Raw genomic sequence first — 16,319 nt, 5'->3', positions numbered from 1 at the left:
GTCGGGTCGGTCTCAGCCACCGTTGCCGCCCCTGCACCGGTCGACTGTCGCGCAGCCGCGGTGATACGGGTTCCCCGGGAGGGGGGGGACGCCGAGGTGGGTGCTCGCGCTGAAGTGGGCCGCCGGGTCGGCGCCCGGGTCGTAGGAGATCTGCCGCTCTGTGTGACGGGAGTTGCCCTCGAAGCGGAGATAGGTGAACGTCTGGGTCCGGAAGTCGATCCTTCCGTTAGTCATGCGCGCCCTCATGCGGTAGATGCGCACGCCCGCAACCCCGGAGCCCGGGATGTGGTGTTCGTAGGCCCATTCCCTTTGGGTCGCGTAGCGCTCCAGCGTCGGGTCCCCGCGCACCTGGTCGGGGATGTAGATGGCATTGCGCTCCATGTGGGAATCGATGACATACACGTAGGTGTCCGCTTGCACCCACCCGTTGCTGCAGTCCTCGGTCCGCCACCAGCCGAGTCCTGGAATGGGGGACCATTGCGCGAACCGCCCGGCCCGGCACTGGGGCTGCGCCGCCGCCGAGGCGAGATTGCGGCCGCCCTGGCTGCGGGCGAAGGCCTCCGCCTCCGGCAGCGACTCGCTGGTGGAGATCCAGCCGCTGCGCGCGCCGTTGCCTCCGTGCACGTGGCGTGGGATGTCGTAGTCGTCGCCGACCGCCGTGAAGCCGTGGTTGAAGATGTCGTACGGCTGCCGCGAGTCGCCGCGGTACACCTCGTCCGGCCTCGGCCGTTGGCTGACCACCTCGTTGTTGACGATATTGGTACACGAGGTCGTCGAGGTGTTGCCCGGCGTGCAGGAGAAGAGCCCTGCGGCGCGCGCCGGACTGGTCCAGAGGACGGCCTGGGTCAGGATGGCGACGGCGGCGAGGAGCGCCGCGAGCGCCGATACCCGGTATCGCATCCGCCACCTGGGCAGATGCATTGCTGCTCGATCGAACATGAGCTCTCCGTGTCGGGGAGTGGTTACGGTCGTGCGCCTGCGGCGCCGCCGGGGTGAGAGCGCTTTCAGGCGCGGACCAGTGCGTACCGTCTTCGGGCGGGGGAGGTCGCGGCGCCGTGCGCCGGACCGGCCCCGCTATGACGTGGATCAAGCGTCGGTCCGGAGGTTCCTCCGCAGCTACTGGTAAATCTGCGGGTCTCGCGGTACCCGGTAGTTCTACGAGGTAGGTCGTTCCCGGGCTCCAGTGGAACCGGAGGTTTCCGGCCCGGTGGTGAACGATGTGCGGCCGGTGGTCGTATCCCGCATCGTGCAGGGGGCTCAGGCTCTGGCGTCTCCGAGCGCGCGACCGATGGAACGGGTCGTGCGGGAGTTCGGGCTGCTCGGCTTGGTCGCGCTGGTCACATGGGTCTCGGCCACACAGTGGAGCAATCCTGAGTGGGCGCCGACGGGCTCCCCCGGGGAGGAGACTCTGATGTGGGCGCCCGTGGGCGGTGCGCTCCTCACCACGCTGCTCCGACTGTGGTCGCCGACCGTCGCGGTGATCGCCGCGAGCGCGTTGTTCGGCTGGTGGCCCGTGTCGGGCAGTGCTCTCGCGGTGGCGGCCTTCAGGGTCTGCGGGCAGCCCAGGCCGGCGGTGCGGCGGCTCGCCGTCCTGGGCGTGACCGCCCTGATCGGTTACGGCGTAGCCGTGCTCTCCAGCCCCATGCCGGCCTCCGTGGTGACGGCGCTTCACCTGCTCACGGCCCTGGTCTGCCTGGGGTTGCCGGCCGGGGTGCGGGCCCTGCTCGGGACGACGGATCGCGTGATCCGTGCGCTGCGGGAGCGTGCCCTGTTCCTGGAGGAGAACTACCGGTTGGCTCAGTCGACGGCACGTCTCCAGGAGCAGTCCCGCATAGCCCAGGAGATGCACGATCAGCTCGGCCACCGGCTCAGCCTGATCTCTCAGTACGCGGGAGCGCTGGAGCTGGCATCGGCCGAAGAGGCCCGTATCGACGGTGGCAAGGGCGACGGCGGTGAGGCTGCCCTGATCCGCGGTACGGCCCAGACGGCGATGCGGGAACTGCGCCTGATCCTCGGCATCCTGCGGACCCCGGGCCACGAGGCTGCGGTGCTGCAGCCGGCCGAGGAGACCGGTGTTCGCTCGGACATAGAGCGACTGATCGGGGAATCCCGGTCGGCGGGCGTTGACATCGGCCTGACGTGGCAGGGTCCCGACCTGTCCGACGTCGCCGCTCCCGTGCGACGGGCCGTACACCGCATCGTCCGCGAGGGGCTGACCAACGTGCACCGGCATGCGTCCGGTTCGGCCGTCACCGTCGTGGTCGAGCGCGGCCGGGACACCGTACGCGTCGACCTTCGCAACGGAAGCAGTCGCCCACCGCCGTCCGCCAGGACCCCGCTCGCGCCCGGTACCGGAATGGGACTTGTCGGCGTGCAGGAGCGGGTGGCCCTGCTCGGTGGTGACTTCTCCGCCGGGCCCACCGAGGACGGCGGCTTCCGGATGAGCGCCGAACTGCCCCTTCGCGAGCCCACGGGGGCCGTTCCCGGCACCCGGCGGGGCCAGCGGAACAGTGCAGCCGTCGACAACCGGGCGACATCGGCCACGACGGCTCGAACTGCCAGGCCGCATACGCTTTTCGGCTATTGGGTGCGCCAGGGCACGAGTGTGGTGCTCGCCGCCTGCCTGGTCGGCGTCGCGGCGCTGCTCTCCGTCGCGCTCTCTGTGATGCCCTGGTCCTTCGCGGACTACCGGAAGATGGTGTCTTCCCCCCTGTCCGAGATGGTGAAGCTCGGTATGACCCGGGAGGAAGTCACCTACATAGCAGGCGAGGACGACCCGATAGCGCGGCTCGCCGCCCGGCTGGTGGAGTCACCCACCCCTTCCCGCGACTCCTGTATGTACGTGCAGGACTGGCAATTCCAGGTCCGTATCGTCCGGTTCTGCTTTCGCGGGGACCGTCTGATCGGCATGAGTGAATACGACGTCGACGACGACGTCATCGAAGATTCCTAGGACGCGACGCGTATGAGCGATGATCCGACCGGGCCGATCCGAGTTCTGCTGGCCGACGACGAAGCCCTGATGCGGGCGGGTCTGCGCCTTGTCCTGGCCCGCGCCGAAGGCATCGAGGTGGTCGCGGAGGCCGCCGACGGCGCCGAGGCGGTCGACCTCGCCGTCAGCCACCGCATCGACGTGGTGCTGATGGACGTCCGGATGCCGCGCGTGGACGGCCTCGCCGCCGCCGAGAGGCTGGCTGCCTTTGCCTCGTCGGTACGGGTCGTCATGCTCACCACGTTCGGTGAGGACGAGTACATCACCCGCGCGCTCCAGGCCGGCGCCGCGGGCTTCGTGCTGAAGGACACCGGCCCTCAGGAACTCATCCAGGCGGTACGCGTCGCCGCGCGCGGCGAGGCCATCCTCTCGCCGCGCGTCACCCGGGACCTGATCGATCGGTACGTGCTCACCCATGGGCGACGGAACGCCGAAGCACGACGGCAGTTACAGGTTCTGACCGCCCGAGAGCAGGACGTGCTCGTCCTGGTCGGCCTCGGGCTGTCCAACGCCGAGATCGGCAGAAGGCTCTACTTGGGCGAGGGCACCGTGAAGACGCATGTGCGGCACATACTGACCAAGCTGGGCTGCGTCAACCGCGTCCAGGCCGCGATCCTCGCTCACGAAGCCGGCCTGCTGCCGACGGAGTGAGCGTACGTCCTCACTGACACACCTTCACCAAGCTTCCCTTCCTTCACTGTCTGCGCCATCTACCGATCGGACGAGAAGGCGTGTCCGTTCGGGTGAGGTGCCGGGCTGTTCCCCCGGGCAAGAGTCGGACCCGTCGGCCGCCGGAGGGCGGACCGTGACATCCACTCATGTCCTGTGGTGCACAGGCCTGTCCGGGAGGGAATCGATGGGGTGGAGTGGGAAGACGGAAGCAGAAGAGGAACGATACGCAGGGCGGTTTGTGCGGGTGTCGCCTCCACAGCCATGCTGGGCATGGTCGGCGGGGCACTGCCCGCGACAGCTGTGCCGGGGCCAGGAGCCGACGGCAGCGCGGGGGCTCCGCCGCCTGTGCAGGGCACGGTGGGCCGTACGGTCGAGCGGATCACGCTGATCACCGGGGACACGGTGGCCCTGGACGCCAGGGGCAGGGTCACGGAGGTCAGGCGCGGCCCGGGACGTGCCGGGATACCGGTGTCCGTGCAGCGCTTCGCCGGGCACACGTATGTGACTCCCGTGGATGTCGTCGGTCTGCTGGCCGAAGGCCGTCTGGACCGGAGGCTGTTCGACGTGACGGGGCTCGCCGCCGCCGACTACGACGACGCGCACCGGCGAACCCTGCCGCTGATCGTGACGTACGGGAAGGGCGCCGCGCAGGGCGACGCCCGGCAGGCGCTGCGCGCCGCCGACGCCGATGTCCAACGCCCGCTGCCCGCGGTGCGCGGGGAGTCGATCGCCGCGCCCAAGGCACGGATTGGCCAGGTCCTGGCCGCGCTGACCGACCGTCCCGCCGGTCGGGCCGGCGCCTTGCAGACCGCTCCCGGCGTCGACCGGGTCTGGCTGGACGGCCTTAGGAAACTCCCCGCGGACCGCGGCCTCACGGCGGCGAGGCAGGCGGGCGCCCCCGATCCCGAGGGCGGCCCGGTCCAGATCGGCGCGCCGGTGGCGTGGAAGGCGGGCTACGACGGCAAAGGCGTCGACGTGGCGGTCCTGGACACCGGCATCGACGCCACGCACCCCGACGTGAAGAAGGCCATCCTCAAGGCCGAGGACTTCAGCGGCAGCGGCACCACGGACGACACCGACGGGCACGGCACGCATGTGGCCTCCATCATCGCCGGGTCCGGTGCCAGGAGCGATGGCAAGTACATGGGCGTCGCGCCCGGCGCCCGGCTGCTCGTCGGCAAGGTCTTCGACGGCGCCACCGCCTCCGACTCGGGGATCATCGCCGGCATGCAGTGGGCGGTGCAGCAGAAGGCCAGGATCGTCAGCATGAGCCTGGGCGGCACGGACTCCATCGGTGCGGACCCGATCGAGCAGGCGGTGAACGACCTGTCGAAGTCCTCCGGCACCCTGTTCACCATCGCCGCGGGCAATGAGGGGCCCGACGATGCCACGGTCGACTCTCCGGGCTCCGCGGAGTCGGCGCTCACCGTGGCCGCCGTGGACCGCGAGGACCGCCTCGCCGACTTCTCCAGCCGAGGGCCGACAGCCGACAACGCCATGAAGCCCGACCTGTCCGCACCCGGCGTGGAGATCGCCGCGGCCAAGGCCGCCCACAGTCCGGGGAGCAACGGCCCGATCCCCGGCTATGTCGTCTATTCCGGCACCTCGATGGCCACCCCGGCGGTCGCCGGTGCCGTCGCCATCGTCGCCCAGCAGCATCCGGACTGGACCGGCCCGCGCCTCAAGGCCGCCGTGATGGCCTCCGCCAAGCCGCTCGCCGGGCAGAGCGCCTATGCGGCGGGGGCCGGCCGGGTCGATCTCACCCGGGCCATCCGGCAGGAGGTGAGCGTCGAGCCCGCCTCCCTCGATCTCGGTGTCCAGCAGTGGCCGCACGCTGACGACAAGCCGGTCCGTCGCACCCTCACCTACAGCAACTTCAGCGACCGGCCGGTCACTCTCGACCTGTCGATGGCTGATCCGGTCGGTCCGGTCGGTCCGGGCGACCGCACAGCGTCCGCGGCCTTGTTCAGCGTCTCGCCGGCACGGCTGACCATCCCGGCCGGCGGCACGGCGAAAGCCACCGTCACGGCCGACACGCGCACCGGCGGGCCGGCCGACGGGCTCTGGTCCGCCTCGGTGACCGCGACGGGCGGCGGGCAAACGGTGCGCACCCCCGTCGGGGTCGTGCGCGAGGTGCCCTCGTACACGCTGACCCTGAAGGTCACCGGTCGCGACGGAAAGCCCGCCAGGAACACCGCTCTGGCTGTCGCCGCCCTGGACCGGCCCCGGCTGTATCTGCCCTACGACTATGGCGACAAGGACGGTGACGGCGTCGTCACCGTCCGGCTGCCCAAGGGGCGTTACACGGTGGACACCATGATGGAGGACGACAACGGGAGCCGCTCCGAGCTGTCCTGGCTGGTGACGCCCAGGCTGATGATGGACAGGGACCGCGCGCTGACCCTCGACGCCCGCACCGCCAAGCCCGTCCGCGTCACCGCGCCCGACGCACGGGCACGTCTGCGCAGCGCGCAGCTGCTCTTCGCGGCCGGTACCCCCGGGACCGGGTACTACAACGGTCTGATCGCGGACGACTACGACACCGTCCGGGTGGCCCAGGCCGGGCCGTCCGCTCCCACGAAGGACTTCGTCGTCCAGTACGGCGGTATCTGGCAGCGCGGAGCCACCGATCCGCTGTACGGCCTCGTCGTCACCCGCAGGGGATCGATGTTCACCGGACTGAACCGAACCGTCTCCGCACGCGGTCTGGCGAAGATCGTCACCGCCATGGGGCCCGTCCCGGCGGGCGCCCGGGTCACGCCCAGCGCGGCCTGGACCGTGCCCGGCTGGGAAGAGGCCATCAACGTTCCCGCACTTGCCGGAGTCGCGCGGAAGGCGCCGTACGGCTCAGCGGTCAACTACCTTTCGGCGGAAGGGGGTTTGCGCTGGAAACTGACTACGACCTTCGGTACCGAGGCCGATTCCCTGCTGGGGTCCTGGGAGGGTGAGCACCACCCTTATCTGCCCGGCCGCTCCTACCGGGAAAGGAACTTCGGCACCGCTGTGTTCGGCCCCTCCCTGCCCGAGGGCTACGGCGGGGAGTACATGAAGTCCAACTACGGGATCTGCGTGCCCTTGTTCAGCGACGGCTCAGGCCACACCGGCTACCTCGGCCCTTCCGAAGCCGCGTACCGCACCCGGTTCACCATGGGCGACACCGTCCTCCTCGATGAGAAGCAGGACTTGTGCGACTCCCTCGAAGGAGGCAGCGGCCTGAGCGACCGCACCGCCCGCTATCGGCTCAGCATGGACGCGACCCGCAGGGCCGCCGTGTACCGCGTCGGCACCCGCGTCTCCACGGTCTGGGACTTCACTCTGCGTCCCTCGCCCGATGCCTACGTCACCATGCCGTTGTCCGTCGTCCGTTTCACCCCGAAACTCAGCCTGGACAGTACCGCCAAGGCAGGGACCCGCATCTCCGTCCCGCTGGTGGTCCAGGGCGCTGCGGCGGCCCCGGGCGCGCTCAAGTCCCTGGCCGTCAAGGTGTCCTACGACGGCGGGCGCACCTGGAAGAGCACGGCGGTCCACGGTGCGGCCGACGGCAAGCGGTCCGTGACACTGAGCCAGCCGAAGACCCCTGGCTCGGTGTCGTTCCGTGCCACGGCCGTCGACACCAAGGGCAACCGGGTCACCCAGACGCTGATCGACGCCTACCGCACCGTGAATTGAGCTGACCACCCTCTGACCACAACGGTAAGACGACGCCGCCGGTTCACCGCCCCCTCGGTGGACCGGCGGCGTCGGCGCGTGCCGCTGCGCAGCGGTAGCGGTGGCGGGCCGGGGGCTCACACGCAGCGGCCGTGCTCGCAGAGCTTGTCGGGTGGGCAGTCGATGTCGTTGCGGCACGCGGAGTTGGGGCCGTACCGGTCCCAACCCCAGCGGCCGGGAACCGTCATCGGGCCCCGCCTCGCCGCCTTCGCGCCGGGTTTCCCGGCCCGACGGTAGGAATCGATGGGGACCACGTTCGGACCCTCGGATGGATCGGGCTCCTCAGGCACTGTCTCGTCTCCGGGTGGGTGTGTGTCCCGACGGCAGTGTCAGTTTCACGGACTGGACGAGGTCGCTGTCGATGATCGCCTCGGTGAGCCGCCGCTGGTCCTGGGTGACGAAACCGAGCATCTGATCGTGAGCGGCGTCCGAGTCCCCGGCGAGGACCGCCGCCACGACTGGATGGAACGGGATCGACTCGCTCCGCAGCGCCTCCTGGACCGGTGCCAGGAGGTAGTAGCGAACGAGTCTGGCCAGCACGTCCTCCAGACAGCGGTCGAACTCGAGGTTGCCCGACAGGCGCGCGATCCGCCTGAGGCAACGGTACATACCGACAATTGCCTCCTCGACGGGTCCGTCGCTCGCCTGGATGTCGCAGTAGCCCTGCAGTGCGGCTACGGCCTCGTCCTCATGAGGCGCCCTGCGTGCGGCGGCGGCAGCGGCGGCGGGTGCCAGGGCCGCGCGGACGGCCATGAGATTCCGTGCCTCGTTGAGCGTCAGGGCACGCACCTGCCAGCCGGCCCGCGGCAGCGACTCGAGCCATCCACCGGAGGAGAGCGCGATGAGGGCCTCGCGGACCGGTGCCCGGCTCATACCGAGCTCCTCGCAGATGGTCACCTCGGAAAAGGTGTGGTCCGGAGCCAGCGCACCCGTCTGGATGCGTGACCGGATCTCGCTGATGGCCCGCGCCCGCAGCGAACCGGTCTGCTCAGGCTCCCCGGTGATACCCGCCGCGAGGTCCACGCGGCGCGACTGCTGTCTTGTGCCGCGTCGGGGCGCGTCGTTTCTAGGCATCGGAAAGTCCACTCCAGTAATCGTTGATGACGGTGTCCGGCAGGGCCTCGCTCAGCGCGCCGAGCGAAACATCGGACAGCTCGTCGATGTCGAACGTCGAAAGTCGCAGGACCCGCAGCCAGGTCAACCGGCGCAATGTCGTCATCGCCTCGCCCCAGTGGTCCGCCAGTGCGCGGCTGTGGATCTCCAGCCGACGCAGCCCGGTCAACCGGGTCGCCGCCGTGGCAGCCTGCTGCGCGGCCACCCCGTCGGAGTTCTCGTCGACATAGGTGAGGGCGTCGATGTCGTCCGGACCGAAGCCGTCGAGGGCGGTCCAGTCGAACGGTTCGTCGTCGGCACTGCGGTAGATCTGGACGAAGACGCTCCACCCGGCGGGAACGGCGACCTCGCCGCCGTGGTCGACGTCGGTGACGGCGGATGCGCCGAACCCGGGCGGCTGGAGGGCCAGTTGGTAGGGGAGGGCGTCACCGGCCGGGCGTAAGGTGCGCGCCGGCCTCGGGAGCGCCGGTTGCCTGGTGCGGTGGGCGGGCCGGTGCGCGGGCCGGTGGGCGGCCTGCAACGCCCTCGTCAGCGTCGTGTCGACGTCGGTTTCGTCGCCGATGGCCGACCGCCAGATCTCGTGTCCGTCGCGCAGCAGCAGCAGTGTCGGTACGACCGCGATCTCGTGGTTCTCGGTGACCGCGTGGCTCCGCCGCACGTCCAGCGCCAGCACGGGCAGGTCGGGAAGGTCCTCGGCCAGCTTGCCCAGCACCGGCTTGATCGCCTCGCACGTGGGTGCCCCGGCGACGGTGAACTCGACGAGCACCAGCCCGGTCCGGACGCGGTCGGCGAATTCGGCGTCGGTCACCGGTTCGGTGCCACCCACGGCGATCGGCTGTGGCGCGTCCAGGTCGGTGACCGGGGCGATGCGACGCAGCTCCGGCAGTGCCCAGCCGCCGTTCACGACCACGTCGGTCAGTTGGACGTCGGCCCCTTCGGAGAACGTGTCCAGTTGGACCAGGTGGGGAAAGGCGGCCAGATCCGCCGGGCCGATGTCGACAGTGCTGCCCGCCTGCAGGACCAGTGTCTGGAGCCGGCGCAGCGCGGGAAACCCTTCCAGGTTCTGGAGCGAGACGGGCATCTTGCTGATGATCAGCCGGTCGACCGTGTCCGGCGCGAACCCGTCGAGGACGGTCAGGTCCAACGGCGGATCGTTGCGGTGGTCGGCGGTGAGATGGACGGTGAGCTCCCCACCCTCCGGCAGGTCGTTCGGCCCCGGCCCGACCTGCTGCGACGGAACTGCCGCGGCGTCAGGCCCGCTCACCCGGCACTCGACGAACCCCGCCGGGAGGTCGGGCAGAAGCACCGTGCGCTCCGGCCTCGGGGGCGGCGGCGCGGGTCCGTCGTCGGCCGCCGCATCGCTCGCCAGGTCCGGGTCCTGCAGGGCGTCGAGCAACGGCACGAACGTGCCCGCGAATTCCGCCGCGGAGAACTCACGGGCACCGGCCCGCTGCCACACCCGCACGCCGCGATGGAAGAGGAGAAGACTTGGATACGCGGCGACCTGGTAGCGGCGGAGTAGCTCGGTCCCGGCTTCCCCGTCGACGGCGACGAGCAGAAGCCGGTCCCGGATGGCGACCGCGAACTCGTCCAGGTGCGGGGCTATCTCCCAGCACGGCACGCACCAGCCGGTGGTGAACCACACCAGGACGTCCGACCGCTGCGCGAGCAGGTCGGTCAGCTGGTCGGCGGTGACCACGTCGACGTGGGGGGCGCCACCTGCCGGTGACCGGTCGAGCGGCGCCGCCTCGGCATCGGACGCCTGCCCCTCGTCGAGGCCATCACCGGTCCGGTTCATTCTCCCGCCTCGGTTCGCTTGGTGCCAGTACCACTGCCATGTACTGACACTACCAGCGGCGCCAACTGTGAGCTTGTGACCGGAGGCAATCTTCTTCCCGGGCAGGCCCACGGCCACATCCCGGCCGATCTCCCACAGGGCGGGTTTGCGTACTCACTTGTTGATATGGTCAACGCTGTAATCTGATATTGACAGTCTGTGCCCAAGAGTGGTGTGCTGACGCCGAGTACCGCGACGCCGAAAGCAAGGGGTTTTGGTCTCTCCCCGTCGCACAGCAGTGACCCGGTAGGCCCATGCGATCAGCCTGCGCCTGGGGGGCGTCTGGGCGTTCGGTGTCGGTCGAGAAGGGATCCGCTGCCCTGTACACCGCCCTGCGGGCGCCGCGCCGACATCGGGCACGCCGCCGCGCCGATATGCCGCTGCTGGGAGGGGTGCGGCCGCCTCTCGCCTCGCTCAGCGTGTCACTGCTGGTGATCGCCGCCCTGGTCGTGGTCGCCCTGGGCCGCGTCCACACCGGGCAAAGGCCGGGGGCGGCGCTGGAAGCGGAGCGGCAGATCGCCGCGGACACCGCGCAGTTGGAGCGCGAAGCGATCGACGCCGAGGCGAGTTCGATAGGCCGAAGGGTCGCGGCGTACATGGCAACGACCCCATCGACCCCAGCGACACCCGCCGCCACGCTCAAGGCGCTGATCTACGGCAGAAAGGCGGTCCTCGGCAGTGCGTTGTTCGACCCGATCACCCGCAACCCACTGGCGGCCGGCGGCCTGCCGGTGTTGCTGACCGGGGCGGACTTCGCCGCGATGGCGTCCGGGCAGGGCGCGATCCGGCCGCGACTGGTGGCCTCGGGCAACGGGTGCTGCCTGCTGTACTTCGCGAAGGTCCCGCAGCCCCCGCAGAGAGCGGACACCGACCAGGACCGGAACGGAAGCCCGGACCCCAGCCGGCGACCGTGGTTGCTCGTCCTCGCCGAACACTTACCCCGCCTCAAGGCATTTGGTGACGGGCGCACCGCCGCCATACTCGACGCCGCCGGTCGCGTCCTCGTCACCACCGCGAAGGGCACGGAGTCGACCGCCGCCGACAGCGGTCTGCCGGTGGCGGCAGCCCGCGCGGCGAACGGTCAGGGGCACCGAAGCGACGCCTCCGGAAGCATTCTCGGCGCGAGTGAAGGCGGTCGGCGCACCGTCGCCGGCTGGGCCCAGGTCGCCTCGGCGGCCGGGCCGGGCCACACCGACGACCTCGGGTTACTGGTGCTGACCTCCCGGGCGGCGCCCGCGAACACCGCCTCCGTCGACTACTGGGGGTTCGGGCTCACGGCGGCGGGGGTGCTCGCCGGAATCGCGCTGCTGCTGTGGCTGGTGCTGTGGTGCTGCGTGCAACGGCCGCTGCTGGGACTTCTCCCGGCCGCCCGCCGCCTGGCCCGGGGCGCTGCCGGAAGTGGAGCGGACTCGCGGGCGGAGCTGGCCCCGCCGGTGCCCGTATCCGGCTTCGGGGAGCCGGCCCGGATCGGTCGGGCCCTGGAGTCGCTGCGTCAACAGTTGACCGGCGGGAGCGGCCCGCCGGCACCCTCGGCGCGCCGCAGACCGGGCTGCAGGGCGCTGGCTCTGGTCGCCGTGGTGCTGGTGGCCGGCTGGGCGATTCCGATGATCTTCCTGTTGAACCGAGTGGACACCGCCACCTCGGTTCCGGCTTCGGTCGTCGCCGACCAGCGGGCGCGCACCGAGATCGCGGCGAACCGGGTCTGGCAGCTGCTCGCCCAGTCGCACACCGACCTCATCGAAGTGGCAGGGAGCCTGTCCGGCAGGAGCCCGGCCGCCCAGACCGAGGTTCTGCTGCGCGCTCTTGCCGACCACAGGCAGTACCGCTCGCTGTATGTGCTCGGCGGCTCCGGTGACATCACGCTGCGGGTGGGCGCGAGGCCGTTGGGCAGCATCATCCATGTGCCCGGCGGCAGCGGGATCAATACCGTCAACACCTCGGGCCGGATCCCGGCGATCACCGCATACGCCCAGGTCCCGGGCGTCAATGGCACCGCACCGGCGGCCCGCGCGGTCCTCTTGGGCGAGATCGATGTGAGCACGCTCAACTCCATGCTGTCCAGGCCCCAACTGGGTCGCGTCTGGCTGACGGACGCCGGTGACAAGGTGCTGGCGGCGAACGTCGGCTACCGCGCCTTCCAGACACTGCCCGAACCCGGCCTGACCCGGCTCGTTCGCGCGGCCCGCGACACACCGGGCACCGCGACCTCGGCTGTGCACGCCTCGTTCACAGGCCTGTCGGTCGACGCAGCGGCGCCGCTGCCGCAGAGCGGCCCGACGGTCGGCCTCCCCTGGCACGTGGTGACGGCGGAGGGCACGGCGGCACGCCAACTCCCCGCGGTGCAGGCGGAACACCGCACCGCACTCGCCGGGATCCTCGGCATCACGGCGGGCGTGGTCTGTCTGGGCTGGCTGTACGCCATGGTGATCCGGCCACTGCGCACACTCGCCCTGCTCAGCGAGCGACTCGCCGACGGGGACCGGCGCACTGTGCTGTACCCGGTCAACCACGACGAGGTCGGCTCGCTCACCCGCAGCCTGGAGCTGATCCGTCAGGCACTCGTGGATGGCGGCCGAGCGGGCAGGTCCAGTCTCACGGCCACCCCCTCCCCTTCTCGTTCTCGGCCCGAGAACGCCCGGCAGCGTTAGAAGGACGGAACCCCGTGCTCTTCCTCTATCTCGTACTCCTGTTGTGCTGCGCCGGGCTGCTGGTCGCCGGAATCCTCGAGCAGAAGCGGCATTTCGCCTCGCTGGCGCAGATACCGACGCGAGTACTGGTGAACGGCATCCGTGGCAAGAGCTCGATCACCCGGCTGTGCGCGGGCGCGCTGCGCGGTGGCGGCCTGGTCACGGTCGCCAAGACCACCGGCAGCGCTGCACGGTTCATCCATCCCGACGGCACCGAGGAGCCGGTCCACCGCAAGTTCGGCCTGGCCAACATCGTCGAGCAGATCGGCATCGTGCGGCGCGCGGCGGCCTACCAGCCGGACGCGCTGGTGATCGAGTGCATGGCGGTGATGCCCGCGCTGCAGGAGATCAACCAGGAGAAGCTCATCCGCTCCGCCATCGGCGTGCTGTGCAACGTCCGTGAGGACCATCTGGAGGAGATGGGGCCGACACTGGACGATGTCGCGCGCTCGCTCTCCCGCTCGATGCCGGTCGGCGGGGTGTGTGTGACAGCGGAGAGGGACCGGCTGCACATCCTCCAGGAGGAGGCGGACAGGCGGAACTGCCGTCTGGTCGTGGTCGACCCGGAGTCGGTGGCCGACGCCGAACTGCGGGGCTTCAGCTGGTTCACCTTCAAGGAGAACGTGGCGATCGCGCTCGCCGTCGCCGAACTGCTCGGCGTGGAGCGGAAGCTCGCGTTGCAGGGCATGTGGGACGCGCCGCCGGACCCGGGCGTGCTGTCGGTGGAGCGCTACGTCACGCCCGAGGGCAAGCGGCTGCGGTTCGCCAACGTCTTCGCCGCGAACGACCCCGAGTCGACGCTGATGAACGTCAGGTACCTGGAGCGGCTCGGCGCGATCGGGCGGCCGCTCAACGTGGTCGTCAACTGCCGCCCGGACCGGGTCGAGCGCAACGGTCAGATGGGCGCCATCGTCCCCGACCTCGCCGCCGAGGTCGTCTTCCTGATCGGCCACCCGACCAAGAGCGCGCGTGACGCCATTCCCGCCGGCTTCACCGGGCGGGTGGTGGATCTCGGCGGCGACCGCCGGGACCCCGAGGAGCTGACCGCGGCGATCCTCGCAGCACACGGACGGGCCTCCTCACTGGTGGCGATCGGCAACATCCACGGCCAGGGCGAGCTGTTCCTGGACTGCCTGGCCGAACTGGCACCGGACGACTCCTACGACTGCGACGACTTCGACGAGGCGCTCGCTGAAGTGACCGACGGCCGCCCACCAGTACCTCGCAGGCAACCGAGCTGATTCGGTGGCCGGCGGCTCTGGAACGGACCGCGAGCGGCATGGCGGTGTGACCCTGGTGCCCTTGGGACAGCGGCCGACTCCGCCCGCCGCTCGTGATGCCGGACATCTGACCGGTGCCGGACAGATAGGCGGCGGCTCTGTCGCCCATCACACGGGCCGCTGCCTCAGCCCTGCGGGCGGCAGTCGTAGAGGGTGAGGCTGCCGTTGGTGCGGCGGCCGTAGGCGCTGGGGAGGACGGACCGGCACTTTGCCCTCACCCAGGTGGTGGCGGGCGTGGCGGGGCGCCGGGCGGTGAGCAGCGCGTAGCGCACCTGGCGGGTGGCGACGAGGGTGTCAAGCCGCTCGACCGTGGGGAAGGGGGTGTTGCCGGTGAAGCCGCCCATGACGAGCACGGGCTGGGACTCGGCGCGCAGCAGCGGTTCCGCGGTGTAGGCGGCCTGGGCGGCGAGCAGGTACTTCTCCCCGTGGCGGTGCGCGGTCAGGTAGCGGAGCAGGGCGATGTCGCGGGCGCCGGGCTGGTCGAGCCCTACCCTGCGCAGAGACGCGCGATGGCGGACGGCGTCGTGGTGGAAGGTGCCGACCGGACCGCACACCGGTGCGGCGGAGGCCCCCGCGTAGAGCGGTTCGAGGCACGAGAAGGCCCAGCCTGCCGGTACGACCAGGGTGGCCGCGATCCCCGCGGCGAGGGCGTAGTGGACCATCCGGCGGGGGGTGCGCGCCCCTGCGGTCCACAGACCGAGCGCGCCGCACACCGCGAGCATCACGGCGACCGGTAGCAGCCAGGGAAGGAACCGGGTGGGCCGGTCGAGCACCAGCGCCCACGCCACCGTCACCACGATCGCCGAGGGCAGGGCCACGCGCCGCCGGCCGCCGGCCTCGTACTCGCCCCGGAAAAGGGCGAGTCCGGCGCCGGCCAGTGCGGCGAGCGCCGGTGCGATCACGGCGGTGTAGTAGGCGTGGTTGCCGTTGGACATGCTGAACACCATGGCGTGCACGGCCAGCCAGCCGCCCCAGAGCAGAAATCCCGCGCGCGGCAGGTCGGTTCGCGGTTGTCCGTTGCGCCAGGCGACGCCCAGTACGGCGGCAAGCAGGGCCAGCGGCAGGAACCAGGCGACCTGTGGGCCGACCGTGTGGTTGATCAGCAGGCCCCAGCCGGTGTTTCCCGTGGTGCGGCTGGCGGCGGTGCCCGCGGCGGCGCCGAACGCGCTGGGATCGCTGCCGAAGCGGCTCAGGCCGTTGTAGCCGAAGACCAGGCTGAACGGACTGTTGTCGGACGTACCGTCGAGGTAGGGGCGGTCGGTGGCGGGAGTCGCCCGGACGAGCAGGATCCAGGAGCAGGAGACGATCAGCGACACCGCACCGCTCAGCAGGCAGCGAAGGGCCCTCCTCAACGGCGTGCCCGGCGCGGCGAGTTGGTACACGACGGCGAAGACCGGCAGTACCAGCCACGCCTGCAGCATCTTCGCCTGGAAAGCGAGCCCGACCCACACACCGCAGCTGATCAGCGGGAGCAGCCGCCCGGTACGCACCGCCTTCTCCAGAGCTCCGGCGGCCGCGACCAGCAGCAGAGTGAGCGTGGTGTCCGGGATGGTGGCCCTGGTGAGGACCACGGTCACCGGGGTGAGCGTGAGGACCAGCGCGGCGATCAGTGCGGCGAACGGTCCGGCCCAGGCCCGTACGACGCGATGGAGCAACCAGACGGTGAGCACCCCCTCGACGACCTGCGGCAGCGCCAAGGCCCATGTGTGCGGGCCGAACAACCGGACGGCGGCTGCCTCGGGCCAGAGGGCGCCGGGGAGTTTGTCGATGGTGATCGAACCGCTGGGGTCGAGCCCGCCGAAGAACAGGGCGCGCCAACTGGTGGCCATGGATCGCGCGGCCGCGCTGTAGTACGGGTGGATCGCGGCGTGGTCGATGCCCCAGGCGTACAGCACCGTGGCGACGACGAGGACCGAGGCCAGCGCCGGGCGCTCCCAGTGCGGGGCGGCTTCCGGTCCACGGAACGGGCCCTTCAGCGCCGAGCGGCGGCCGGCGCTGGTGTGCTGGGCGGCTGAGGTGGCGGTCATGGT

At 70.7% G+C, this 16,319-nt stretch carries 8 protein-coding genes and 1 pseudogene; 5 read left to right on the top strand and 4 right to left on the bottom strand.

The genetic code is table 11. The features are described 5' to 3' along the window. Window positions 1–12: 12 nt before the first annotated feature. A complete protein-coding gene (locus ABZ855_RS17760) occupies window positions 13–939 on the bottom strand; it encodes a hypothetical protein (protein WP_360807737.1) in 927 nt (308 codons plus the stop codon). A gap of 349 nt (window positions 940–1,288) precedes the next feature. Between ABZ855_RS17760 and ABZ855_RS17755 the strand changes: the two genes are divergently transcribed. From ABZ855_RS17755 to ABZ855_RS17745, 3 genes are all read left to right on the top strand, one after another. Beyond that, on the top strand, window positions 1,289–2,953 hold the full coding sequence (locus tag ABZ855_RS17755) for a histidine kinase (protein ID WP_360807735.1): 1,665 nt from the start codon (window positions 1,289–1,291) through the stop codon (window positions 2,951–2,953). Window positions 2,954–2,965: 12 nt separating this feature from the next. Further along, entirely contained in the window at window positions 2,966–3,643 is a 678-nt protein-coding gene (locus tag ABZ855_RS17750; RefSeq protein WP_360807733.1) for a response regulator transcription factor, read from the top strand. A gap of 282 nt (window positions 3,644–3,925) precedes the next feature. Continuing rightward, window positions 3,926–7,333, top strand: a complete 3,408-nt coding sequence (locus tag ABZ855_RS17745) for a S8 family serine peptidase (protein ID WP_360807731.1) — start codon at window positions 3,926–3,928, stop codon at window positions 7,331–7,333. A gap of 321 nt (window positions 7,334–7,654) precedes the next feature. Here ABZ855_RS17745 and ABZ855_RS17740 read toward each other — a convergent pair whose 3' ends face one another. Together ABZ855_RS17740 and ABZ855_RS17735 are read right to left on the bottom strand one after the other, a co-directional pair. Continuing rightward, window positions 7,655–8,446, bottom strand: a complete 792-nt coding sequence (locus ABZ855_RS17740; RefSeq protein ID WP_360807729.1) for a GntR family transcriptional regulator — start codon at window positions 8,444–8,446, stop codon at window positions 7,655–7,657. Continuing rightward, window positions 8,439–10,283: a thioredoxin family protein gene (locus tag ABZ855_RS17735; RefSeq protein WP_360807727.1), complete on the bottom strand. Its 1,845-nt coding sequence runs from the start codon at window positions 10,281–10,283 to the stop codon at window positions 8,439–8,441. Before ABZ855_RS17735 ends, ABZ855_RS17740 begins: the two co-directional genes overlap by 8 nt. A gap of 332 nt (window positions 10,284–10,615) precedes the next feature. Here ABZ855_RS17735 and ABZ855_RS17730 point away from each other — a divergent pair, with 332 nt between their 5' ends. Further along, window positions 10,616–12,970 carry a HAMP domain-containing protein gene (locus ABZ855_RS17730; protein WP_360807725.1) on the top strand — a complete coding sequence of 785 codons (2,355 nt, stop codon included), beginning with the start codon at window positions 10,616–10,618 and terminating at the stop codon, window positions 12,968–12,970. A 14-nt stretch (window positions 12,971–12,984) separates the two neighbouring features. Then, window positions 12,985–14,169: pseudogene (gene pgsB / locus ABZ855_RS17725) on the top strand (poly-gamma-glutamate synthase PgsB); the annotation flags it as partial. Between the two features lie 245 nt (window positions 14,170–14,414). On the opposite strand, the gene ABZ855_RS17720 reads toward pgsB, so the two are convergent. After that, on the bottom strand, window positions 14,415–16,316 hold the full coding sequence (locus tag ABZ855_RS17720; protein WP_360807723.1) for a glycosyltransferase family 39 protein: 1,902 nt from the start codon (window positions 16,314–16,316) through the stop codon (window positions 14,415–14,417). Window positions 16,317–16,319: the final 3 nt, after the last annotated feature.

The organism is Streptomyces sp. NPDC047042, from assembly GCF_040644035.1.
Taxonomy (GTDB): Bacteria; Actinomycetota; Actinomycetes; order Streptomycetales; family Streptomycetaceae; genus Streptomyces.
The sequence above is the reverse complement of the archived record's forward strand: the minus strand, read 5'-3'. Positions and strand labels throughout refer to the sequence as shown.